Origin of the sequence: Halomicrobium sp. HM KBTZ05 (assembly GCF_041530035.1) — an archaeon.
Lineage (GTDB): Archaea > Halobacteriota > Halobacteria > Halobacteriales > Haloarculaceae > Halomicrobium.
This window is the reverse complement of the sequence record NZ_CP168057.1, coordinates 2442658-2465478: the sequence shown is the minus strand read 5'-3', so window position 1 is coordinate 2465478 and position 22821 is coordinate 2442658. Positions and strand designations below refer to the sequence as shown.

The 22821-nt window shown below is 66.0% G+C and carries 21 protein-coding genes; 8 read left to right on the top strand and 13 right to left on the bottom strand.

All coding sequences use genetic code 11. The annotated features are described in order from the left end of the window. Window positions 1-111: 111 nt before the first annotated feature. The 3 genes from ACAH01_RS12770 to ACAH01_RS12760 form a co-directional block, all read right to left on the bottom strand. The gene (locus ACAH01_RS12770; RefSeq protein ID WP_372479443.1) at window positions 112-1101 is read right to left on the bottom strand and encodes a ring-cleaving dioxygenase; all 990 of its coding nucleotides are present in this window, start codon (window positions 1099-1101) and stop codon (window positions 112-114) included. Window positions 1102-1198: 97 nt separating this feature from the next. Continuing rightward, complete coding sequence (locus tag ACAH01_RS12765) at window positions 1199-1330, bottom strand: hypothetical protein (RefSeq protein ID WP_279634293.1); 132 nt, start codon at window positions 1328-1330, stop codon at window positions 1199-1201. A gap of 212 nt (window positions 1331-1542) precedes the next feature. Beyond that, entirely contained in the window at window positions 1543-4179 is a 2637-nt protein-coding gene (locus ACAH01_RS12760; protein WP_372479442.1) for an RND family transporter, read from the bottom strand. Between the two features lie 262 nt (window positions 4180-4441). Here ACAH01_RS12760 and ACAH01_RS12755 point away from each other — a divergent pair, with 262 nt between their 5' ends. After that, a complete protein-coding gene (locus ACAH01_RS12755) occupies window positions 4442-5116 on the top strand; it encodes a helix-turn-helix domain-containing protein (RefSeq protein WP_170093693.1) in 675 nt (224 codons plus the stop codon). A gap of 15 nt (window positions 5117-5131) precedes the next feature. Here ACAH01_RS12755 and ACAH01_RS12750 read toward each other — a convergent pair whose 3' ends face one another. Genes ACAH01_RS12750 through ACAH01_RS12740 form a run of 3 tightly spaced genes read right to left on the bottom strand, consistent with a single transcriptional unit; the run spans window position 5132 to window position 8353 of the window. Continuing rightward, window positions 5132-6448, bottom strand: a complete 1317-nt coding sequence (locus ACAH01_RS12750) for a tRNA pseudouridine(54/55) synthase Pus10 (protein ID WP_372479441.1) — start codon at window positions 6446-6448, stop codon at window positions 5132-5134. A gap of 45 nt (window positions 6449-6493) precedes the next feature. Next, window positions 6494-6922 (bottom strand): GtrA family protein, encoded by a 429-nt coding sequence (locus ACAH01_RS12745; RefSeq protein WP_372479440.1) that lies wholly within the window; start codon window positions 6920-6922, stop codon window positions 6494-6496. Next, window positions 6923-8353 carry a sulfatase gene (locus tag ACAH01_RS12740; protein ID WP_170093696.1) on the bottom strand — a complete coding sequence of 477 codons (1431 nt, stop codon included), beginning with the start codon at window positions 8351-8353 and terminating at the stop codon, window positions 6923-6925. Between the two features lie 249 nt (window positions 8354-8602). Here ACAH01_RS12740 and ACAH01_RS12735 point away from each other — a divergent pair, with 249 nt between their 5' ends. From ACAH01_RS12735 to glmS, 5 genes are all read left to right on the top strand, one after another. Next, complete coding sequence (locus ACAH01_RS12735; protein ID WP_372479438.1) at window positions 8603-9424, top strand: undecaprenyl-diphosphate phosphatase; 822 nt, start codon at window positions 8603-8605, stop codon at window positions 9422-9424. 82 nt (window positions 9425-9506) lie between these two features. Beyond that, on the top strand, window positions 9507-10370 hold the full coding sequence (locus ACAH01_RS12730) for a CheF family chemotaxis protein (RefSeq protein WP_372479437.1): 864 nt from the start codon (window positions 9507-9509) through the stop codon (window positions 10368-10370). Between the two features lie 95 nt (window positions 10371-10465). Next, window positions 10466-11326, top strand: coding sequence for a CheF family chemotaxis protein (locus ACAH01_RS12725; RefSeq protein WP_170093699.1), 861 nt, complete (start codon window positions 10466-10468; stop codon window positions 11324-11326). 105 nt (window positions 11327-11431) lie between these two features. Next, window positions 11432-12625: a sugar phosphate nucleotidyltransferase gene (locus tag ACAH01_RS12720; protein WP_372479436.1), complete on the top strand. Its 1194-nt coding sequence runs from the start codon at window positions 11432-11434 to the stop codon at window positions 12623-12625. Continuing rightward, complete coding sequence (gene glmS, locus ACAH01_RS12715) at window positions 12625-14460, top strand: glutamine--fructose-6-phosphate transaminase (isomerizing) (RefSeq protein ID WP_153552578.1); 1836 nt, start codon at window positions 12625-12627, stop codon at window positions 14458-14460. The genes ACAH01_RS12720 and glmS overlap by 1 nt, the downstream gene beginning before the upstream one ends. Window positions 14461-14473: 13 nt before the next feature. On the opposite strand, the gene ACAH01_RS12710 is transcribed toward glmS, so the two are convergent. The 7 genes from ACAH01_RS12710 to ACAH01_RS12680 all read right to left on the bottom strand — a co-directional run bounded on the left by ACAH01_RS12710 (window position 14474) and on the right by ACAH01_RS12680 (window position 21245). Beyond that, complete coding sequence (locus ACAH01_RS12710) at window positions 14474-15106, bottom strand: hypothetical protein (protein WP_372479435.1); 633 nt, start codon at window positions 15104-15106, stop codon at window positions 14474-14476. Between the two features lie 235 nt (window positions 15107-15341). Continuing rightward, complete coding sequence (gene carB / locus ACAH01_RS12705) at window positions 15342-18584, bottom strand: carbamoyl-phosphate synthase large subunit (RefSeq protein ID WP_372479434.1); 3243 nt, start codon at window positions 18582-18584, stop codon at window positions 15342-15344. A gap of 239 nt (window positions 18585-18823) precedes the next feature. Then, complete coding sequence (locus ACAH01_RS12700) at window positions 18824-19054, bottom strand: hypothetical protein (RefSeq protein WP_018257712.1); 231 nt, start codon at window positions 19052-19054, stop codon at window positions 18824-18826. 396 nt (window positions 19055-19450) lie between these two features. Continuing rightward, on the bottom strand, window positions 19451-19987 hold the full coding sequence (locus ACAH01_RS12695; protein ID WP_153552581.1) for a DUF5815 family protein: 537 nt from the start codon (window positions 19985-19987) through the stop codon (window positions 19451-19453). A 78-nt stretch (window positions 19988-20065) separates the two neighbouring features. Continuing rightward, window positions 20066-20488, bottom strand: a complete 423-nt coding sequence (locus ACAH01_RS12690; RefSeq protein ID WP_372479433.1) for a hypothetical protein — start codon at window positions 20486-20488, stop codon at window positions 20066-20068. A 93-nt stretch (window positions 20489-20581) separates the two neighbouring features. Further along, complete coding sequence (locus ACAH01_RS12685; RefSeq protein ID WP_153552582.1) at window positions 20582-20995, bottom strand: hypothetical protein; 414 nt, start codon at window positions 20993-20995, stop codon at window positions 20582-20584. A 40-nt stretch (window positions 20996-21035) separates the two neighbouring features. Further along, a complete protein-coding gene (locus ACAH01_RS12680) occupies window positions 21036-21245 on the bottom strand; it encodes a hypothetical protein (protein WP_372479432.1) in 210 nt (69 codons plus the stop codon). 224 nt (window positions 21246-21469) lie between these two features. Between ACAH01_RS12680 and ACAH01_RS12675 the strand changes: the two genes are divergently transcribed. Together ACAH01_RS12675 and ACAH01_RS12670 are read left to right on the top strand one after the other, a co-directional pair. Then, entirely contained in the window at window positions 21470-21592 is a 123-nt protein-coding gene (locus ACAH01_RS12675) for a hypothetical protein (RefSeq protein WP_255594979.1), read from the top strand. Then, window positions 21593-22813: an RNA-guided endonuclease InsQ/TnpB family protein gene (locus ACAH01_RS12670; RefSeq protein WP_372479431.1), complete on the top strand. Its 1221-nt coding sequence runs from the start codon at window positions 21593-21595 to the stop codon at window positions 22811-22813. The last annotated feature ends 8 nt before the right edge of the window (window positions 22814-22821 follow it).

The window sequence follows — 22821 nt, the reverse complement described above, 5'->3', positions numbered from 1 at the left end:
TATGACAGCGTAAACGACAGACGACCGTCTCATACTGCCGGCTGTCACTTCGTGACGAGCTTCGCCATCCCCGGGGTGGCGAAATCGTTCACAGATGTACAGCCGGTCGTATCAGTCTTCCGCCGCGGCGGACTCACCGCGGGGGACCGTCACGTCGGTCAACGCAGCCTCGATCGCCTCGCGGCGGTCCTCGAACTCACCGGGCAGGACGAGCCGGCCGCCCAGATCGTCCAGCGGTTCGTCGTCGGTGTACCCCGGTCCACTGGTCGCCAGCTCGAACAGGATTCCCGCGTGTTCTCGGAAGTACACCGAGCGGAACCAGTGGCGGTCGATCTGGGCCGTCGGGCGCAGTCCGGCCGACTGGACGGCCTGGCGCATCGCCTCCTGATCTGCGTCGGTGGGCGTCTGGAAGGCGACGTGGTGGACCGTTCCGTGGCCCTGCCGACCGCCCTCGATCGTCGGCAACACGTCGACGTACCGGCCGACGGTCCCCGCCGCCTCGAACCGGGTCCGCTCGTCGCCCGGCGTGTCGCCCTGGGCCGCTTCGGTGTCGCTTCGTTCCAGTCCCATCGTCTCCAGTAGTTCCATCGTCGGCTGGGGATCGGCGACCCACAGCGTCACCGAGTGAAAGCCCCGGATCGCCGCCGACTCGGGGACGAACTCGGTCCAGGGGACCGTCGGGTCGTCGTCGGGGATCTCGACGGCGACGAGTTCGACCGGGAGCCCGTCCGGGTCCCGGAAGGGGAGGACCGTCTCACCGAAACGCTCGACGCGGTCGTCGTAGTCGACGCCGTACTCCTCGAAGCGATCCTCCCAGTAGTCGAGGCTCCCCTCGGGGACTCGAAACGCCGTCCGGGAGACCTGCCCGGAGCCGACCTTTCCCTGGCGGAGGTTCTCCCAGGGGAAGAAGGTCATACTCGTGCCGGGCGTCCCCTCGGCGTCGGCGAAGAAGAAGTGGTACGTCTCGGGGTCGTCCTGGTTGACCGATCGCTTGACGAGGCGGAGCCCGAGCGTCTCGACCCAGAAATCGAGGTTTCGCTGCGGATCGCCCGCGATGCAGGTCACGTGGTGGATGCCGGGTGTCGGCGATACGTCTGCCATGTCTCCGGGTACGCGTCGGAACTACTTGAGTGCGTGCTGACACCAGTGTTACCGGCCGGTACGTCGGCGTGAGATTGCGGCCGCGGTCAGAGCGACCTCACGCGTCCGGACAGAAGAAGCGAACGATGCCCATGTAGGCGTGCCAGGCTCGTCCCAGCGGCCCTCGGCTGGTGTCGCTCTCTGTGAGATCTGTACCGGCCGTCTCGCTACCGTGTTCTGCGTGTTCCATACAGATATGATCCCTCTTCCCGATATTTATTTCTTTCCACCACTTCTTTATTCCTCGACCGATAAATAAAAAGGAAAGTGCAATGGGCCGCTGAGCCAGCCCCCAGAGCCGCGACAGTGAGCGTCCACGCATACTGTCGCCGTCCGTCTGTGGCCGATTTCGCCGCCCCGAAGTGGCGAATATCTTCACGACGTTACAGCCAACCGTCCGTATCAGTCGTCACCGGGTGACACGGACGGCTCGGTCGTCTCGGTCCACGCTGGGACGTACTCGTCCCACAGCGCCAGCAGGCTCGGCTGGACGTAGATGCAGGCCAGGAACGAGTAGACGATCCCAGTCGCGAGGATGAATCCGAACTGCTGGAGCGCAGGCAGCAGCGAGAACGACAGGACGCCGAACCCGGCGGCAGTCGTCACTGCACTGCTGAGCAGTGCACTCCCGGTCCCAGTGACCGTGCGCTGCAGGGCCCGTTCAGTCGTGTGGTCGGCGGCCCGTTCCTCGGCGAAACGCTCGCTGACGTGGATCGCGTAGTCGACACCCAGCCCGACAGAGAGACTACCGACCATCGCGGTGATGAGGCCGATCGGAATGTCGAGTGCCGCCATCGTCCCGAGCAGCCAGGTGACGCTCAGCACGACCGGTGCGAGCGTCAGTGCCCCCAGCGAGGCGCTCCCCTCCCGGAGGCGGAAGACGATCGCCAGCAACGCCAGGACGACGACGAGTGTCAGCGTTAGGCTTTCGACCATCGTCGTCGCCAGGCCGTCGTTGAGGTTCTTCGAGATGACCGGCTGGCCGGTCGCGATCGCATCCACGCCGTCGACGTCGTCGAACCCGGTGCTGACTGCCAACAGCGGTGCGACTGCTGCGTCGCGGTCCCGGTTCCCTTCGGTGGCGATCCGGATCCTGATAGCAGTGTAGCGCCCGTCCTCGGTCCGGTGGACGGTGCGCGTCGCCAGGTCGGGGGCCGTGTCGTGGAAAGCGTCGTAGACAGTGGCCACGTCCCGGTCGGGAATCCCGTCACCGTCCGTGTCCGCCCCGTGGAACGTCGCGTTGAACGTCTCGTTTTGCCTGGCTGCCTGGCGCATCGCCGACAGTGGCGTCACGATCTCGGGCGTCCCGCCCGGCCCGGCGAACACCGCGTCGTACTCGGCCGCCGTCTCGTTCGCGGCGGCGACTCCTTCCAGGACCGTCGGTGAATCGACTGCGCCTTCGACGAGGACGAAGCCCCGTTTGTCTGGTGCCTGGAAGTTCGCGTAGACGAACGCACGATTGTCCTTCAGGTAGAACTCGCTGGGCTGCATCGACGCCGGTAGTTCCTCGGTCCACGCGGGTGGGTCGTCGGCCATGAACGCGGTCTGTGGCGTCGCGACGTCGACCTGTGTGGCACCGTAGGCCCCGCCGGCACCGACGAGCAACGCGATGGCGACGACCACGAACGGCGCGCGTCGGGCGGCGGCGGCCCCGGTTCCGAGGACCCGGCGGACGAACCCGGTCGACCCCAGTACAGCAGGGGTGTCGGTGAAGCCAAAGCGGGCCAGCAGCGACGACGTCACGGTCTTGGCCGCGGGGACGAAGAGCCCGAACACGGCCAGGGTCGCGACGATACCGATCGCGGTAACGATCCCGAACGACCGGATGTCGCCCAGCGGGCTCGTGAGGTTCGCCAGGAACCCGATGGCAGTCGTCAGCGTCACCAGCACGAGCGCGGGGCCGACGCCGACGAGCGATCGTCGCATCGCGCTCCGGACACCGTCGTCGCGCTCGCCACGCTCCTCGCGGTACCGCATGACGACGTGCAACGCGTAGTCGACCGATAGGCCGATCAGCAGGATCGGGACCGCCACCATCGTCTGGTTGAACGCGATCCCGAGCCACCCGAGCGACCCCATCGTCCAGACGAGAACGACTCCGACTCCGATCAGCCCCAGGACCACGTCGATCGGGTCGCGATAGGCGATCGACAGCGAGAGGAGGACGAACAGGAGTGCCATCGGCCCGAGAATACCGAGACTGTCGGACATCGCGGCGTTCTGCTGGGGACTCACCAGCCCGCGGCTGTAGATGTAGTACGACTCGGAACCGGGCTGGTCGGTCGCGATCGCGCGTGCGGCCTGTTGCCCGGCAGAAACTTCCTCGGAGATCGCCGCCGCCGCACGTACCTCGCCGTCGGTCTCCTGGGTCACGACGATCAGGTGGCTGTCAGCAGTCGTCGATCCCGGCTCGTACCCCCGAGGGAGCAGCTGGTAGGCAGCCCTGCTCGTCTGCGAGGTCACCTCGGGATCGAGGACGTGCTCGACCACCGCCGCGACCTCGCGCTGATCCATCGACGCTAGCTGTGCGATCTGCTCGTCTAGCGTTGGCGAACTCGCCTCGCCGCCCGCGCCAGCTGTCACGTTGCCGTCGGTTCTGGGCGAATTCGACCAGCCGGTGATCGTACAGTTACACAGCTCCTCGCGTTCTTCGGCCCCAATGGCGGCACGTGCGACGAGGCTGGCGATACTGACTGTCGCCTCGTCCGCCGTGAGGGTCGGCGCGAGCGTCTCGTTGCGTTCGAGCGCACGCTGGTACCGGAGGGTCCGGACGAGCGATGCCCTGGAGAGCGCGTTGTCGCTCTCGTTGTGAACGGCGATCAGCGAGGTGGTCGTGTTCGCCTCGCGCGTCGAGAAGTTCGTTCTGGCGTCGTCGTACGCCTCCGCCACGTCGGACTCGCCAGAGAGGCCACTGACCGACGAAGACTGTTCGATCTGCCCGAGTCCGGCACCGAACGCCCCCGTCACGACGAGCACGACGAGGACGACCGCGATGCTGTGTTCGGTGACCACCGCGGCGGGACGATCGATCCACGACATCACTGGTCACGCCCCGTCGTCCTTCGGTGACGGTCGGACAGCGATGCCCCCGTCCCCTGGACTGGTGCCAGTAGTCTGGTGTGCCTTTCTCGCGATGATCTGCCGGTCAGTGCCGTCGGTTCGTGTTCCGTCGCTCGCATTGGTATCCGCGAGTCCGCCACGGGGGAAGACGATTCTGTGGGGGATACCAGTGGGATTCAAGAGGGGGCAGGTCGCCGTCGATACTGTAATTTTATGCCGAGCGACCGGAAGGAACCGATAGATGAAGCATCTGCGAGTCACCGCCCACGTCGATCCCGAACGGGCACCAGCGTTCTTCACGCTGCTCGCCAACTCCGAGGCCATCGAGGAGGCCCGCGTGATCGAGGTGAATACGACACCCGAGGGCGACGAGACGCTCCTCATCGCGATCGACGGCGACCCGACGGCGTTCGTCGAGGGGGCGACGGCGACTCCGGGGATCGAGTCCGTCGATTGCTCGGACGGTGCGGGCGACCGGTCATATGCTCTCGTCGTCATGCGGGCAACCGAGACGCCGCTGTTCGACGCGATTCACGAGGCCAGCACCGAACGTGGCCTCGTCGTCCGGACGCCGATGGTGTATCGCGACGGGGAGATGGTCGGGACCGTCGTCGGACAGGCCGAGACGATCCAAGACGCGATGGCCGACGCTCCGGACGCGATCGACGTTCGGGTCGACGAGATCGGCCGCTTTCGAGGCGGGCGAGACGACCCGACGGCGACGCTCAGCGAGCGGCAACGAGCGGCGGTACAGGCGGCACTCGACATCGGCTACTACGAGCAGCCCCGTGGCGGCACGCACGCAGACGTCGCCGAGAAACTCGACTGTGCGCCAGCGACAGCGAGCGACCACCTCCAGAAAGCAGAAGCCAAACTGGTCCGTGCGGCGACCGACGACCTCGGGCCGAGAGAGTGACGCGGGCGGGGCGGCTCAGTCCTCGACGAAGAACTCGGGCTGTTCGAAGGGCTCGTCTTCGCCTTCCACGTCGAGCACGTCCAGTGCCGTCACGACCGCGCCGGTGCCGACCTCGTCGGCGAGGTTGGGCTGGGTGCGCCCCTCGTCGCCGGAGATCAGCTCCTTCACGTAGAGCCCGCCGGCCCCGTGGACCTCGATGTCGGCGTGGCGGGCGTCGTCGAGTGCGCCCGCAATGTCGTACACGTCGCGGGTCCGAGTGATGTCGGCACGACGGTGGTCGACGCGCTGGGGCGTGCGCTGTTCGATCGTCGCGCCGTCGAGCGTCGCCATGGCGTCGTCGAGCGTCGCCTCGTCGATCGGCTCTTCGAACTCTACGTCCATGCGGTAGGTCTTGGAAGCCTCGTGTTCCTTGACGCGGGCGACCATGTCGTGGGTCGCCAGCCGGAGCCCCTCGACCTCGACCTTGCCGTCGGCGAAGTCGTTGATCTCCGCTTCGAGGTCGTCGATGTCGACGTCGCGGCGGCGGGGCTCTTTGATCTCGATGACGAAGGGACGACCACCCCCGAGCATCAGGGCGTCCACGTCCTCGCGGCCAGCGCCGTGAAAGACCGCCTCCTCGCCGTCCATCGCGTCGAGGACGACCGGCGCGGACAGTTGCTCGACGCTCTCGGGGTACCGATAGCCGGTGCCGTCACAGCCCGAACACTCCGCGCCGCGCTTGAGGCCGGTCGCGCCACACTCGTTGCAGGGCCACTTCGTCTGGGGGATGTCCCGTTCGAGCTTCCGGTAGCGTCCGTAGACGAACGCGGAGTTGACCTGCACGTCGATCTCGTCGGTCGCGAGGTCGATGGTCAGCTGTACGTCCGGGCGCTCGAAGTCCACTGCTCCGCCGGTCAGGTCGCCGACGCGGCGGCCGACCTCGCGGTTGAACTCCGTCTTGAGCTGTTCGCCAGCGAAGGCCTCGCGGTCGTCGTGGTCGGCGTCGGGCTCGCTGCCGTCCAGTCCCACGTCCTCGCGGAGCAACGCGTCGTTCTCCTCGAACAGCGGCGGCACCCGAGTGCCCAGCTGGTAGGTGGCGAACTCGTAGCCCTGGACCGCGGCTGCGGCCCGCTCGGCCAGTTCGTCGAACCGCGCGGTCTCGCCCTCACAGACCCAGCACTCTTCGGGCGGGTCGTAGGGCTCGTCGTCGTCGAGCGCGATCGTCGTCCGCAACGCCCGACCGCGCTCCGTGTTCGTCAGGCCGAAACTGCGCTCGGCGAACAGCCGGCCCAGACAGGAGTCACAGAGCGGGCCGGTCGCGACGGCGGCCCGAACGTCGTCGAGGAGTGTCATTGCCGGTGAGTCGTCACGACGGCGTAATTCAGTTTCGAACCCTCACTACGCCTGGCCCCACGTCCAGCGGGCGTCGAGGACGTACCGGTAGACGCCGCTGATGAGGACGGCGAACACGTTTGCCAGCAGATAGTACATGCTGGCCCACTCCGAGAGGGCGTAGAAGATGCCGAGCTGGATCGGGATCGCAGAGCCACGGACGAGGTTCGTCTTCAACAGGCCGACGAGGAACTCGCGCCGCCCGGTGTTCTGTGTCGCCTCGAACGTCCAGGCGTTGTTGAGCACGTACTGGAAGACGATCGTGATCTCGATGGCGATCGTGAGCGCGACGAGGTCGTTCAGGCGTCCGCCCTCGACGAACAACGCCAGCAACGCCTGCTGGAGCGCGAACGCGATGCCGCCGACGACGACGAACCGCCGCAGCTGTAGGGCGAGCGGACCGCTATGGAGGTTGCGAAGCAGATTCCGGACCATCTACTTGTAGCCCAGCGCCTCCAGTCTGGCGTCCAGATCCTCGTCCATCTCGTCGTCGGCCTCGCTCTGCTCTGCCGCGTGTAGCAGGTCTGCGTGGGCGTCGACGAGCGGTTCGAACGCCTCGATCACGGCCCTGGCCTCGGCGTCGGGGCCGTCGGAGCGATCCGCCTGTTGACCGGGATCTGACGGCCGGTGGTACAGCTCCCGGTCGCCGGTGTCGACGTTCTCGATGTAACTCCAGTCGCGGTCGCGGACGCTGACGAGGAGGTCGCCGTCGTCGAGCGAGCGCGGGATGGGCTGGTCGGTGACTTCCTCGCCCCGGACCGTGACCGAGACGACCGGCTCGTCGGCCGGTGCCTCCCCCTCCAAGACGGCGGGGGCCAGCGAGTCCCCGCGCCACTCCGCTGGCGGGGAGACGCCCGCGAGGTCGGCCACCGTCGGCGGGAGCGAGTCGAGGGCGACCTGTCTCTCGACGCGCCGACTCTCTGCGCCCGGCACGTCGACGATCAGCGGCACGTGGATCAGTTCGTCGTACAGCTTCGGGTAGTGGGCGAGGTGGCCGTGGTCCTGGAACTCCTCGCCGTGGTCGCCGGCCAGCACGACGGCTGTGTCGTCGTCGTGGCCGTGTTCCGACAGGGCGTCTAACACGCGACCGACGCTGTCGTCGACCTGCCGGACGGCGCTCTGATAGAGCGTCCTGAGGTTGCCAAGCGTCCGGTCCCCGACCTCCCAGCCCAGCCCGGCGTGGAGGTGAGCCAGGACCATCCGGTGGGTCCCGAAGCGGTCGGCAGACACCTCCCGGATGTACCGCGGGGCCGGGACGTACGGCGTGTGGGCGTCCATGTAGTGGATCCACAGGAAGAACGGCTCCGAGGCCGATTCGAGGAACGAGGTCGCCCCCTGTTCGACGTCGAACATCCGCGAGGTGTCGAGGAACGGACGGTGGCTCTCTGCCGACGAGAGCCACGAGCGGGCGCGGCGAAACGGCGAGGTCGCCAGCTGGAGCCAGGCCTCCACGGTCGGATGGGTCGCGAGATAGCGGCTGTAGATGCTGGAGCCCACGCTGGCGACGAAGGAGTCGAACTCGTCGAAGCCGTCGTCGTACCCCCAGTGTTCGGTCAGGAATCCGTTGGCGGCGTTGAAACCGCCGGTGTGGAAGCCCGCGTCCGAGAGCGTCTCAGCGAGCGTCTCGACCCCCGTGACACCGATCCGGCCGTCGTCGGCGAACACCGGCGAGGACGCCAGCATCGAGGGAAACGAGAAGGGCGTCCAGTTTCCGTTGGCGAAGGCGCGCTCGAAGACCGTTCCCCGCTGGGCGAGTTCGTCCATGACGGGCGTGTGGCGATCGCTGTCGTACGGACCGATGGCGTCCGCACGGAGCGAGTCGACCGTGACGAGGACGACGTTCGAGACGCCGGTTTCGGAGTGCATAGGTGAGACGTGTCGCAACCGCCGACGGCCCCAGCGGCCCGCTGCGAGCGGGCCAAGAGACGAGCGACGGCGGCCGACGGACTCGTTCTGTCTAGTAACACGTGGAAGCGGACTTTATCGTTCCGGTCCGCCGCACCACCTGTCTCGGTATCGTCACTTTGCCGTCGGCAACGGGGCGGAAACGGGCGGACGGGCGCGCCGATCACCGTGGATCGGTGCGTTCATTATCCCGAGGGCGGCGGATGTGGTATGAACGTCGACGACGCCGTCGTCGCCGCGCTGGTCGGGCTGGCACAGGGCGTCCTCGAATGGTTGCCCGTCTCCAGTGAGGGGAGCGTGGCGATCCTCGTCACCGCGCTCACCGGGTCGTCGCCGGCCGTGGCGACACAGCTCGCGCTGTTCGTCCACGCCGGCACCGCGTGCTCGGCGCTGGCGTACTACCGGACGGAAGTCGGGACGGTACTCGCTTCACTACGGGAGTGGTCGCCTCGGACCGCGTTCGAGGACGACACGGCAGACCTCTCCTTTCTCGTGCTCGCGACGCTGGCCACGGGCGTGACCGGGCTGCCGGCTCTACTGGTCCTGGAGGCCGTCGTCTCGGAGCTGACCGGCGGCGCGTTCGTCGTCCTCGTCGGGGGCCTGCTGGTCCTGACGGGACTGCTCCAGCGGTTCGCCGCCTGGGTGTCGCTGGGCACGAGCGAGACGCCCGACTGGCTCGACGCCGTGCTGGTGGGCGGGCTGCAGGGAATCGCGATCCTTCCGGGAATCTCCCGGTCGGGGACGACCGTCAGTGCGTTGCTGTTGCGCGGCCACGAGGGCGAGTCGTCGCTCCGGCTCTCGTTCCTGCTGTCGATCCCGGCGGCCCTCGGCGCGAACGCGATCGTCGTCCTCAGAGACGGCGTCCCGGTCGTCTCACCGGCGGCCGCCGCGGCCGCGCTGGCGGTGAGTGCCGTCGCCGGCTACCTCACGGTCGGGGCGCTCGTCAGCCTCGTCCGGCGCGTCCCATTCTGGGCAGTCTGTGTCGGCTTCGGCGGACTCGCGATGCTTGGCGGTGGCCTACTGCTGGTCTGACAGACGCGACGAGTGTCGAGGGTAGGTGTCGGCCTGAAGGACTTATATACCGGTAAACGCAACGTTCGTGACGAGCGAGGAGATGAGCAGCGAAGAACAGAAGCTGGTCGACACTGCGGGCGACTACATGTACGCCGTCAAGGGCGGCACGCCGGTCGATGACCCACAGTGGCGCTCCTGTCGGCTCGTCATGACCGACAAGCGCCTCGTGTTGGCCAACAGCTCCGGCAAGCAGGCCCTGCCCCACAGCAACATCGAGGTGGTGGGCGAGGAGGAGCTGCCCGCGTCGGTCGATCCAGCGGGGGCGACGCCGATGCGTATCGGCGACAACGTCGTGCTGGTCGACGCTGCCGACGTCTCCGACTTCGAACTGGAGTACTGCCGTGCGACCCTCCACGCGACGGTCATCCTGACGAAACACCCCGCCGTCGTCGGCGGCGTGATTCAGGACGAAGCGACCTGGCGCAAGACCAGATTCCAGCTCGACGACGACGTGATCACGCTGGCGTTTCCCGGCGGCGAGGAGACGACGTTCGCGGTCGACGACGTGGGGACCGTCGAGACGAGCGAACAGGCGGTCATGGGAGAGACGCGGACCGTTCTGGAGGTCGAGCACACCGACGAGGACGACCGCAGCGTCGAGACGTACTTTTCGGGGATGGACCACCACACGACGGCTCTGCAGTCGCTGTTCGAGCGCGTCATCGAAGAGCGAGAGGGCGACTACGAACTCGACGAGATCGAGAGCCAGGTGTTGATGGCGCTTTACTCCGGGGTCTCGCCCTTCGAGATGTCGGACTTCGTCGGGATCCCCGTCGACGAGGTCGAGGAGATCTACCAGAAGCTCCTGGACGTGGGTGCAGTCGACGAGGTACGCACCCGGACCGAGGTCAGCCTCAACGCCCAGGGTCGCAACATGGCCAGCGAGGCGATGAACGAGCAGTAAACCACACGGACGGGGCCAATTCTCCCGTCCAAAAACTGGGGCGGAAGTTATATTCCCCAGAGTGGGCAACGTGCCCGTAACGACCCCGGACCAGCATGAGTGACACCGAGAAGAAGATCGCGGACACGCGCGGGCAGTTCATGCAGGCGGTCCAGGAGGGACGCGAACGCAACGACGCGTCCTGGACGGCCTGCCGGATCGTGCTCACGACGCAGCGACTGGTCCTGATCTCGGACGGGAAACGACAGATCTCTCTGCAGTCGATCGACCGGATCGCGGATCGACACGACGTCAACCAGGCCAGTGCCGGCGTCTCGAACTACGTCGCGCTCCACGTCGGCGAGGACGTACTGCTGGTTTCGGCCGGCGAGCACGAGGCCTTCGAGACGGATCTGTACCGGGCGTCGCTGAACGGCGAGATCATCCTCGTCCAGCACCCGGCCGTCGAGGGCGGCGTCGTCCAGAACACCGAGTGGACGAAAGGCCGGATGAAAGTCACCGACGAGGCCCTGCAACTCGCACTGGCAGACGGACAGGCCGTCGAGGTCGAACGGGCGGACATCGGTGGGCTGACCATCGAGGACAAGACGGTGTCGGGCGAAGAACGGACCGTCATCGAGGTCGAGCACACCGACGACGGAATCAGCGTCGAGACCCACCTCGCGGGCGAGGAGTTCCACGCGACCGTCCTGCAGGTGATGCTCGAAGAGAGCGCCGAGCGAAACCAGGCCGATCTCGACCTCTCCAGTACGGAGCGGCGGGTCATCATGGCGCTGCACTCGGGGGTCTCCCCGTTCGACATCCCCAGCTTCGTCGGAATCGACGTCGAGCAAAGCGAGGAGATCTTCGACCGGCTGATCGAACTCGACGTGATCAGCGTGGTTCGCGAGCGCACCGAAGTCCAGTTGACGACGAAGGGACGGCGCGTCGCCGGGGAGAACATCAGCGAACAGTGATCGCCCGAGACTGCGGGTAGGCTCTGCCTACGGTCGTTACCGCGGCGAACGCCGCTCGTTAGGGGGGGCAAAACGTTCAAACGTCCGCTGAATGATTAGTTTCGTATGAGCGTACGAACCGCCGTCGTCCTGGCGGCCGGTGAGGGAACGCGACTGCGCCCGCTGACGCGCAACCGTCCCAAGCCGATGTTACCCGCGGGGAACCGCCCGATTCTCGAATACGTCTTCGACGCCCTCGTCGAGGCCGGTCTCGACCGGATCGTCGTCGTCGTCGGCTACAAGCGCGATCGCGTGCAAGACCACTTCGGCCCGTCGTACCGGGGCGTCCCGCTGAGCTACGTCACACAGGGCAAACAGCTGGGCAGCGGCCACGCTCTCCTACAGGCCCGCGACGCGGTGTCCGGTCCCGTCCTCGTGGTCAACGGCGATCGCGTCATCGACGGCGAGACGGTCGGCTCCGTGATCGACCACTTCGAGACCGACCCAGAGACGCCGGCACTGGCGGTCTTGGAGCGTCAGGACGCCAGCCACTACGGGGCCGTCGACCTGCGGGACGGCGACCTCCACTCGATCGTCGAGAAGCCCGAGACCGACGAGTACCGTCTGATCAACGGCGGCATCTACGCGTTCCCCAAGTCGATCTTCGACGAGATCGAGGCCACGCCACGGGCCGAAGGGGAGCTGGCACTGACCGACACGATCGCGCGCCTGATCGACTCCGATCGGGTCCGCGCGGTGACGACCGACGGGCTGTGGGTCGACGCGACGTATCCCTGGGACCTGCTGACGGTCGCCCGCGAGGTGCTGGCTCGCGGACGGGTCACGGAGTCGAACCGTCGAGACAGTGTCTGGGTCGCCGACTCCGCGCACGTCAACGCGGACGCGACGCTGCAAGCACCGGTCGTGGTCGGTCCGGACTGCGAGGTCGCGGCGGGGACGGTGCTGGGACCGGACGCGGCGCTGGGAGCGAACGTCACCGTCGGCGCGAACGCGACGGTCCAGCAGTCGGTGCTCGACGCGGACACGCGCGTCGACGCGGGCGCGACGCTGGTCGATACGGTCGCCGGACAGGACGTGACACTCGGCGTCGAGACGGTCGTCCCCGGCGGTCCCGCGGACGTACAGATCGGGACCGAAGTGTTCGAAGACCGGACGCTCGGTGCGGTGTTCGCCGACCGCGTGACGACGCGAGGGAACGTCTCGGTGTCGCCCGGGACGCTGGTCGGCCCGTCGGCGACCCTCCACGCGGGCGTTCACGCCTTCGGCCACGTCGCCGAGGACGCCGAGGTGGTCCGCTGATGTGCGGGATCATCGGCTGTGTCGGCCGGGCCGACGAGACCCTCGACGTACTGGTCCACGGGCTCTCGAAGCTGGAGTACCGCGGCTACGATTCGGCCGGGGTGGCGCTTGCCGACGACACGGTTTCGGTCGCCAAACGGTCCGGCGAGATCGACGAGCTGCGTGCGCTGCTCGACGAGACGACGATCGACGGCGCGGTCGGGATCGGACACACGCGCTGGTCGACGCACGGTCCCCCGACCGACGCCAACGCACACCCACACGGGGACTGCACCGGCGACGTGGCGGTCGTCCACAACGGGATCATCGAGAACTACCAGTCGATCCGGGACGAACTGGTCGCCGACGGTCACGAGTTCGCCTCCGACACCGACACGGAAGTGATCCCACACCTCGTCGAGGACGCGCTGGCAGACGGCGCGGAGCCGATGGCGGCACTGCGGCGGGCCGTCGACCGCCTGGAGGGGAGCTACGCCGTCGCCGCGGTCGTCGCCGGTACGGAGGCGGTCTTCGTCGCACGCAACGACTCGCCGCTGGTGCTCGGCCTCGACGAGGGAAGCGAGCCACACGGGGCATCGGCGGCCACCGGCGGGACGACCCGAGCGACCTACCTCGCCAGCGACGTGCCCGCGTTTCGGGACTACACCGACCGGGTCGTCTATCTCGCCGACGGCGAGTTCGCACGTCTCGACGCCGAGGGCTGGACCGTCACCGACGGCGACGGGACCCCCGTCGAGAAGGAGATCGACACCGTCGCCTGGGACGCCGAAGAGACCGGCAAGAGCGGCTACGATCACTTCATGCTCAAGGAGATCCACGAACAGCCCCGCGCACTCCGCCAGTGTCTTCGGGGTCGCGTCGACGAACTCGGTGCCGCCGTCGACATCGAGGATCTCGGCGACCTCTCGCCGACCGGCGTCCAGTTCGTCGCCTGCGGGACCTCCTATCACGCCGCGCTGTACGGCGCACAGCTGTACCGACGGGCCGGCATCCCCGCCCAGACCTTCCTCGCCAGTGAGTACGCGACCGCACCGCCGCCGATCGGCGACGCGCTCGTGGTCGGAGTCACCCAGAGCGGCGAGACCGCAGACACCCTCTCGGCGCTGCGGGAGGCCCGCCACCGCGGCGCACGCACGCTGGCCGTGACCAACACCGTCGGCTCGACTGCGGCACGCGAGTGCGATCACGCACTGTACATCAGAGCCGGCCCGGAGATCGGCGTCGCCGCCTCCAAGACCTTCGCCTCGCAACTGGCGGCGCTGAACCTCCTGGCGCTCGGGACCGCGCCGGTCGACCGTCCCCGCGAGGCGATCGCCGGACTGCGTGACCTGCCGGGACAGGTGCAGGCGCTGCTGGACGACTCTCGCGCCAGTGCGGTCGCCGAGCAGTACCAGGACGCCGGAGCGTACTTCTTCGTCGGCCGCGGCCACCAGTACCCCGTGGCACTCGAAGGCGCGTTGAAGATGAAAGAGATCACCTACAAGCACGCGGAGGGGTTCGCCGCGGGCGAACTCAAACACGGCCCGCTCGCGCTGGTGACCGACGACACCCCGGTGTTCGCGGTCGTCGTCGGCGACGGCGAGCAGGCCCGCAAGACCGTTGGCAACGTCAAAGAGGTGGAAGCTCGCGACGCGCCCGTCGTCGCCGTCACGGACGGGCGAAGCGACGTGGAACGGTACGCCGACGAGGTGCTGAAGATTCCCGAGACCCGCCCCGAAGCCGCCGCGGTGCTCGCGAACGTCCAGCTCCAGCTCGTGTCGTACTACACCGCGAAGGGGCTGGGCCGATCGATCGACAAACCCCGGAACCTCGCCAAGAGCGTCACCGTCGAGTAGCTACCGGCGACCGCTACTCCGACGAGTCGTCGACCGGCTGTCCGCGATACGTGACGGTCTGATCACTGTCCGCTGCCGAGGTGTCGTCGAGGACGTCTCGCGTGACTGGGCGGCCGCGGTACATCACGCGGTTCGCGTCGTCGTCGCCGTCGATGGCCTCGGGAGTCTCACGCTTGTGGTCCTCGACGAACGCCGTCGCCGCTTCGAGCAGCGACTCCTCGGCTTTGCGGTGTATCCAGCAGTGGTAGGTCTTCTGTGGCGTTCTGAGTGCGATCCGGTTCGCACGGAAGCCGGTCTTGTACGAGACGCTGACGACGGCGTCGTGTGGAATCTCGACGATCTCGTCACCGTCGGCCTGGCCGACCAGACAGAGGGTTCGCCGGCCGCTGACGAGAACGATGGTCCGCCTGTCGCCACTTGGTGAGACGGTGTTTCGCTTCGTCCCCAAGCCGATGCCACGCTTCCCGTTCGTCAAGACGTACGCGGGAGCTTCCGTGCTTTCGAGATACGTCACTGGCGGTTCGTTCAGCGGCGGTCCAGGTGAGAATCGACCGTCCCGGCCCGCGAGCAGGTCGACGGTCACCGACTCGTGGGGAGCCATCTCGGCCAGCGTGAGCGCGCGTTCGGTAATCTGTCCCTCGTTCATCGCGGTTCGACCACGGAAACGATGGACCTGATCGACCGTCTCGGTGGGCGGGGCCTGCTCGTTGTCGAACGTTGCATAGGTTCCGAAAGTGAGTACCGCCGTATTACGGTTGTGTTTGTAGCGATATTACTTCTCGAAGGTCCTAGTACAGGCCCTCACCAAGAGAAAAGTGGCCGTTCGGGCAAGAAAAAAGAGATTCAGTTTACGGACCCGAGCTGGCAGATGGGGACTCGTCTCAGCGGCCCCACTCGCGCTGGGTCTTGGGTCGCGAGGCGATGTCCTGGACGTTCAGGGGCTGGTCGTCGGCGTTGATCGCTTCGAGGGCGGCCTCGGCGGACTCACGCGTCGAGAAGTACGTGACCGTCTCCTCGACACACGCTTCCAGCACGTCGCGGTTACGCGACAGCACCATGTCGATCTCGCCGTTCTGGATCGCTTCGACGATAGCGTCGACGTCCTCGAAGTCGTCGAAATCGAGCACGTCGAAGTGGTCCTCGAAGCCGATGATCGGCATGTCGACCAGCGCCGTCCCGTCGAGCGGGATCGGTTTGTCGACGGACATCTGTGCCTTCTGGTAGGCCTTCCCGAAGGAGCCGGCCGTCCCCATGACCTCGCCGGTGGACTTCATCTCCGGGCCGAGGCGCGGGTCCGAGCCCGGCAGGCGGTCGAACGGCAGGACGACCTCCTTGACCGAGACCTGGTCCGGGACCTGCTCCTCGTAGTCGAGTTCTTCGAGGGTCGCGCCGGCCATGACCTTCGCCGCGATCTTGGCCAGTGGGACGCCCGTCGTCTTCGCGATGAAGGGCACGGTTCGGGAGGAACGCGGGTTGGCTTCGAGCACGTACACCTCGCCGTCGCGGACCGCGAGCTGGACGTTGAGCAGCCCCTCGGTCTCCAGGGCCGACGCGATGTCCTCCGTGACCTCGCGGATGCGGGGCATCACGTCTTTGATCTCCTGGGAGCGTGGCGGGATCATACACGCGGAGTCACCGGAGTGGACGCCCGCGGTCTCGACGTGCTCCATGACGCCACCGATCAGCACGTCCTCGCCGTCGGCGACGGCGTCGACGTCCAGTTCCACGGCGTCCGCGAGGAACTCGTCGACGAGGATCGGGTTGTCCGGGGAGACGCGGATGGCCTCCTCGATGTAGGTTTCGAGGTCCTCGTCGTTGTACACCACGTCCATCGCGCGGCCGCCGAGCACGTAGCTCGGACGCACCAGGACGGGGTAGCCGATGTCGTGAGCCAGGTCCAGCGCCTCTTCCTTGCTGGTCGCCGTCCCGCCTTCGGCCTGTGCGATGCCCAGGTCGTCCATCAGCTGGTTGAAGCGGTCACGGTCCTCCGCGAGGTCCATCGCGTCGACCGCGGTGCCCATGATCTCACAGTCGAGGCCGCGACGGTCGAGTTCCTGTTCGAGCGGGTGGCCGATGTCGACGGAGGTCTGGCCGCCGAACTGGACCATCACGCCGTCGGCGTTGGTGGCTTCGATCACGTCGGCGACTTCCTCGGCCGTGACCGGCTCGAAGAACAGGCCATCACTGGTGTCATAGTCCGTCGAGACGGTCTCGGGGTTGTTGTTGACGACGTGGGCGTCGATGCCGGCCTCTTCGAGCGCGCGGACCGCGTGGACCGAACAGTAGTCGAACTCGACGCCCTGGCCGATCCGGATCGGGCCGCCACCGACCACGACGACGCTCTCTACGTCGGGGTCGATCTGTAGCTCGTTGCGATCGATCCCCGAGATGGGGTCTCGCGTCGAGTAGTAGTACGGCGTCGTCGCCTCGAACTCGCCGGCACAGGTGTCGACGAGCTTGAAGTCCCGATCGACCGTCTCGCTCTCGACGTCCTCGACGGTGACACCGGACCCGTCTGTCGCCGCTTCGAGTTCGTCGCCTTTCTCGCTCAGGTCGCCCTCCGGAACCCAGGAGGCGTGCGTGTCGTTGAACTCGCCGCCCGCCATCGCGGTAATTTCCTGGTCGGTGAAACCGGCCTCCGCGGCGGTCGCGAAGTCGCCGTTCTGTGCGGCCTCGGCGGCTTCCTCGATCTGCTGGAAGCGCTCGACGTACCAGCGCTCGATGTCGGTCAGCTCGACGATCTCGTCGACCGTGTAGCCGCGGGCGAAGGCCTCGAAGATGGCATAGGGCCGATCCGGCGTCGGGCGGATCAGGTAGTCGTCTTCGAGTTCGTCGTCGTCGACCTCGCTCCAGTCGACGGCGGGGTCGTACTCCGAGGAGCGCAGCGCCTTCAGCATCGACTCGGGGAAGGTCCGGCCGATGGCCATCGCCTCGCCGGTCGACTTCATCGCCGTCGACAGCTCGAACTCCACGTCGCGGAACTTGTCGATGGGCCAGCGCGGCACCTTCGTGACGACGTAGTCGATCGCGGGCTCGAAGGCCGCGGTGGTCTCGCCGGTGATCTCGTTGTCGATCTCGTGGAGGCGCTTGCCCATCGCGACCTTCGCGGTGACGCGGGCGATCGGGTAGCCCGTCGCCTTCGAGGCCAGCGCGGAGGAACGGGAGACGCGAGGGTTGACCTCGACGACACGGTACTCGCCGCCGGGCGTGCCGTCGTCGCGCCAGGCGTGCTGGATGTTACAGCCGCCCTCGATCCCGAGCTCGCGGATCACCTTCAGCGCGGAGTCGCGCATCGCCTGGTGGCCCTCGTCGGGGATGACCTGCGAGGGCGTGACGACCGTCGACTCGCCGGTGTGGATCCCCATCGGGTCGATGTTCTCCATGTTACAGATGATGATACACGAGTCGTCGGCGTCGCGCATCACCTCGTACTCCAGTTCGACCCACCCCTCGATGGACTCGGTGATCAGCACCTCGCTGTTCCGAGAGAGGCGCAGCCCCTTGCGGACGCGCTCGATGAGTTCCTCCATCTCGTGGACGACGCCCGAGCCGGAGCCACCGAGCGTGTACGTCGTGCGTGCGATGACCGGCAGGCCGCCGACCTCGTCGACGGCGTCCTCGACGCGGTCGCGCAGGCTCTCCTCGGTCAGTTCGGTGACGGTCTCGCCCTCGTCGAGGGTGATCGTCGTCGAAGACGGCACCGGCTCGCCGATCTCCTCCATGCGCTGTTTGAACAGGTCACGATCCTCCGTCGCGTAGATCGTGTCCAGCGGCGTGCCCATGATCTCGACGTCGTGCTCTTCGAGGACCCCCTCCTCGGCCAACTCGGCCGTGACGTTGAGGCCGGTCTGACCGCCGAGACCGGCGATGACGCCGTCGGGATCTTCCTTCCGGATGATCTCAGAGATCGCCTCGGTGTTGATCGGTTCGAGATACACCTTGTCGGCCATCTCCGGATCGGTCATGATCGTCGCCGGGTTCGAGTTCACCAGGACGACCCGTGCGCCCTCCTCCTGCAGGGCACGGCACGCCTGTGCGCCGGAGTAGTCGAACTCGGCTGCCTGTCCGATCTGGATCGGGCCACTCCCGATGAGCAAGATTGTGCGGTCTTCGCTCTCTGTCATTGTCCGTGGGGAGTCCGCACATCGTAATAAGCCCGGCGAAAGGATACGAAGATCGAAACCGAATTTCGAATGTCGTAATGTGGTGGTGTCGCATGGGTGGTCGTGACACCACCCTGACCGTCGATCGATCGAACGCGCTCGACGGACAAACGACTGTCCCATCACCCTACCGGCTACAATCCCGGACTGGCCCGGGCACGCCTCACGAGACCAACAGCCGGCGAGCGCCGGCCGCCCGATCAGTTGTTCCGGTCGGCGAACTGGTACCGGTAGGGCTGGTCGCGAATGACCTCGACCTCACCGGTCTGTGCACGCCGTCCGAGTACCGTCGCGACGCGGTGGGCGCTGTCGAACTCCTCGCCGTGCTCGTCGAGGACCTGCAGGATCTCGCGCGCCGTCAACGGCTCGTCCGGGTCGGCGTCTTCGAGCACCGATCGAATTCGCTCGAACTCGCCGTGCCGTGTGCGCATGTGCATACACACGCCTTCACACACCATATAACACCGTCAGACAGCCGTCAGACGGCGTTCTGGGCAGAATCGCGGGACGGCGAACTGTCGGAAGATGCAGACAGCTGTCATACGCTATCGCCGGCCGATCTATGTTCTATGGTCGGATCTATATAGACTGCTCGCTTCGCTCGCGAGACGCTCCGAATTGCTCGTCCGGACCACGACTCATACTGCCGGCTGTAACTTCGTGACGATCTTCGCCACCCCGGGGTGGCGAAATCGTTCACAGATTTACAGCCGGTAGTATCAGACCGGCGAGTCCTGCTCGGACTCGAAGTGCCAGCAGACGACATCTGCTGTTGTCTCGCTCGCTTCGCTCGCGAGACTCTCCGAATTGCTCGTCCGGACCACGACTCAGACCGGCGAGTCGTGCTCGGACTCGAAGTCTCGCCGCGCGCGGTACTGCTCGACGAACTCGCTGACGTCGAACTCCAGCATCTCCTGTTCGAACTGGTCCATGACCGCGTCGTCCTCGGCGTGGCTGACGGCGTGTTCCATCAGCTCGACGAGCAACTCGACGACGATCTCGTGGAGTCGTCGGGAGTCGAAGTCGGCCACCCACACCAGAGCGTAGCCGACGGCCCCGTCCTCTGCCACGTCGGCGACGGCCATCTCCTCGGGGAACTCCTCCATCACGATCGCCATGAGGTGCGCCGTAGTGAACTCCTCGCGGTCGTCCTCCGCCGGTTCGACGGTCTCGGTGAGGATCTCGACGAGAAACTCCGGGACGAATCGCGAGAGGGGGTGCATGTCCATCACGACGGCGTGGGTCTCGCCGCAGCGACAGTCGATCTCCCGCAGGCCCATGTCGAGTTCGTGGATGGAGCGCTCTTCCCCACAGGGCAGTTCCATAGACTGGCCCCCGTCCCCGGGCACGCCGGACTCTGTCATTACCGTTCGTAGCGCGTTCGAGCGGTTAAAACGAGCGATGTCACTCGGCGTCCTCACGAACGGCCACGTCGAGGCGTGTCAGCAGGGATCGATCTCGGGCCCAGAGACTCGCTGCGTCTCGTTGTCGGTGACGAGGTACGTCGCCCTGGAGGCGGAATCGGCTTCGATGTCCTCGTTCCCCCAGGCGTAGGGCTGCTGAACGTCGACGTAGAGCCCCGATGTTGTCTGATTGACGACTGTCCCTTCACGGTCCATCACGATCGGGTAGGTGTCCCACGACTCGACACAGGAGGCGTTCCGAAGCTTCGAAGCGACGTACGCTTTCTCGGCATTGAGTGCTCGCTCGACGACCTTGGTCTCGTTGACGTTCGAGACGACGGTTCGCTCGGTGCTGTTCGTGGCGTTCGACTTCGTCTCGGTGACTGTTCCGGCTGGTCCCGGATTACCGACACAACCAGCCAGTAGTACCGTAACGACGAGGAGCGCGGTACGGAGACCCATGTGGGCGTGGTGCCGCGGTCCCGATAAGTGTCTTCTGTGAACGGTGGAAACAACCCGGATCGATCGTGAACGGCTGTCGCTGCGGACGGACAGTCAGGGCCAGTCGTCGCGTTGCTCTTCGGACTCGACGGCGTCGGGAGACTCCGGATCGCCCAGTTCCCAGTCGGCCGCTTCTGCGGCACCTTCGACGGTGAGGTACTCCCAGTCCGCGGTCTCGGCCAGCGCCGCGTCCTCGTCGGTCGTGCCGACGAAGACGTGGCGCTCGGTGTCGAACTGCTCTTTGACGTTGCCCAGACTCTCCTCGCGCCCGCGTGGGCCCGAGAAGAAGTCCTGCCTGATCCGGTGTTTCCGACAGAAGTTCGTGACGACGTAGGTGGGTTTCTCGGAGATGACGCCGACGTACTCGGCCCACTGGCGCGCGTCGTTGAAGACGGCGTCGGGGTGGGCCAGTTCCTTGAGCGCCGCGAGCTCGATCGCGAGTGTCATGTCGCCGCTGCCGCCAACCATGCTCGAATCTCGGCCGTCACCCGAAAAAAGGCCGTCGGTTCTACGGCCGGCGGTCGTCCGCGTCCCGGAGCTTCGACGCCTCTTCGTTGACTTTCTCCATCTCTCGAACCGCCTGCCGACCGTCTGCTTGGCCGTGGGCGTAGTTGACCGAGGCGTCGAGGAGCGATCCGGCGTGGGCTCGCTCGTCGTCTTCGTCGGATCGCCCACGAGAGAGACTGCCGACGAGCCACCGGAGCAGAGCACGGAGCATACACGGCTGTTGTTGGCTCAGGGACAAAAAGTGTCGGTCGGAGCGACGAGAAGGACCTTCCCGCGGTTTACCTGAATTGAGGCGCTAAGGCCCCTTCCTCAACGAGCGAGCGGAGCGAGTAGGGAGGGGATACAGCGCCGCACGAGTCTCAAACACGTTCGTCCCTCGACCCACAGGCCCACATAATCGCAACTGTTTAGTACGTGTTTTGCATAACTTATGGTGTGGCAACGCGCAAGACCATCTCTATCCGCGACGACCAAGAGGAGTGGATTCAGGAGAACCACCTGAGTCTGTCCTCGTTCGTCCAAGAGAAACTTGACGAACTCATCGAAGAACGCTCGTAAATGAACTACAACTACAGGTATCGTCTCCGACCGTCCGACGTGCTCGAAGAGCAGTTAGCGTGGACTGTCGATACCTGTAGGCAGGTCTACAACCACTTCCTTCACCGACTCAACCGAACAGACGACACGTCGGCATACTCCGAACAGAAACTCCTGCCAAGTCTCAAAAAGTGGTGGAACGACCTGAAACAAGTTCACTCGAAAGTTCTTCAGAAAGTCGTGCAACGGCTGTACGACAACCTCTCGACGCTACGCGGACGCAAAGAGAACGGCTACCGCGTCGGGACGCTCAAGTGGAAAGCGCCGGGCGAGTACCGCAGTTTCACCTACAGTCAATCCGGCTTCAAGCTCAAGAACACGGGCGGTCGGACCCGACTGTGGCTCTCGAAACTCGGAGAAATCCCGCTCACTTTCCACCGCGACCTCCCCGACGACGCCGAAATCAAGACCGTCACGGTCAAACAGGAACCGACCGGCAAGTGGTACGCTATCCTCGGCGTCGAAACCCCGGACGACCCACCTGCGAAACCGAAGACTCCCGAGCGGTGCGTCGGTATCGACGTGGGGATTCTCAAGTACGCCCACGACACCGACGGGACCGCCGTCGAATCGCTCGACCTGTCTGACGAACGCGAGCGGTTGGAACGCGCACAGCGTGACCTCTCACGGAAACAGCACGGGTCTGCGAATTGGGAGAAACAGCGTCGAGTTGTGGCCGAACGACACGCCGACCTGAAGCACAAGCGGCGAGACTTCCTCCACAAGCTCTCGAACTACTACGCCACCGAGTACGACTTTGTAGCGGTCGAGAACTTGGACACGAAGGGGTTGGTCGAACTACCGGGCAACTCGCGGAACCGGGCAGGTGCAGCGTGGGGGACGTTCCTCTCGTTGCTCGAATACAAGTGCGAACGCGAAGGCACGCACTTCGTGGCCGTCAACCCAAGAGGGACGACGAAAGAGTGTGCGTCCTGCGGCGTTTCGACAGAGAAGCCGCTGTGGGTGCGCAAACATGCCTGTCCGGCGTGTGGGTTCGAGGCGGATAGAGACGCGAACGCGGCGTGGAACATTCTTTCCCGCGGCCTCGAAGACGTAGGAGTGGGATACTCCGAATCAACGCCTGTGGAGACTGCGCTCCCTGTAGATACATCTGTGTCTGCAAAGCGCGTCGTGGAAACAGGAAGCCCCACCCTCAAGCGCGAGCCGTCAGGCGAGCGGTAGGGTGGGGT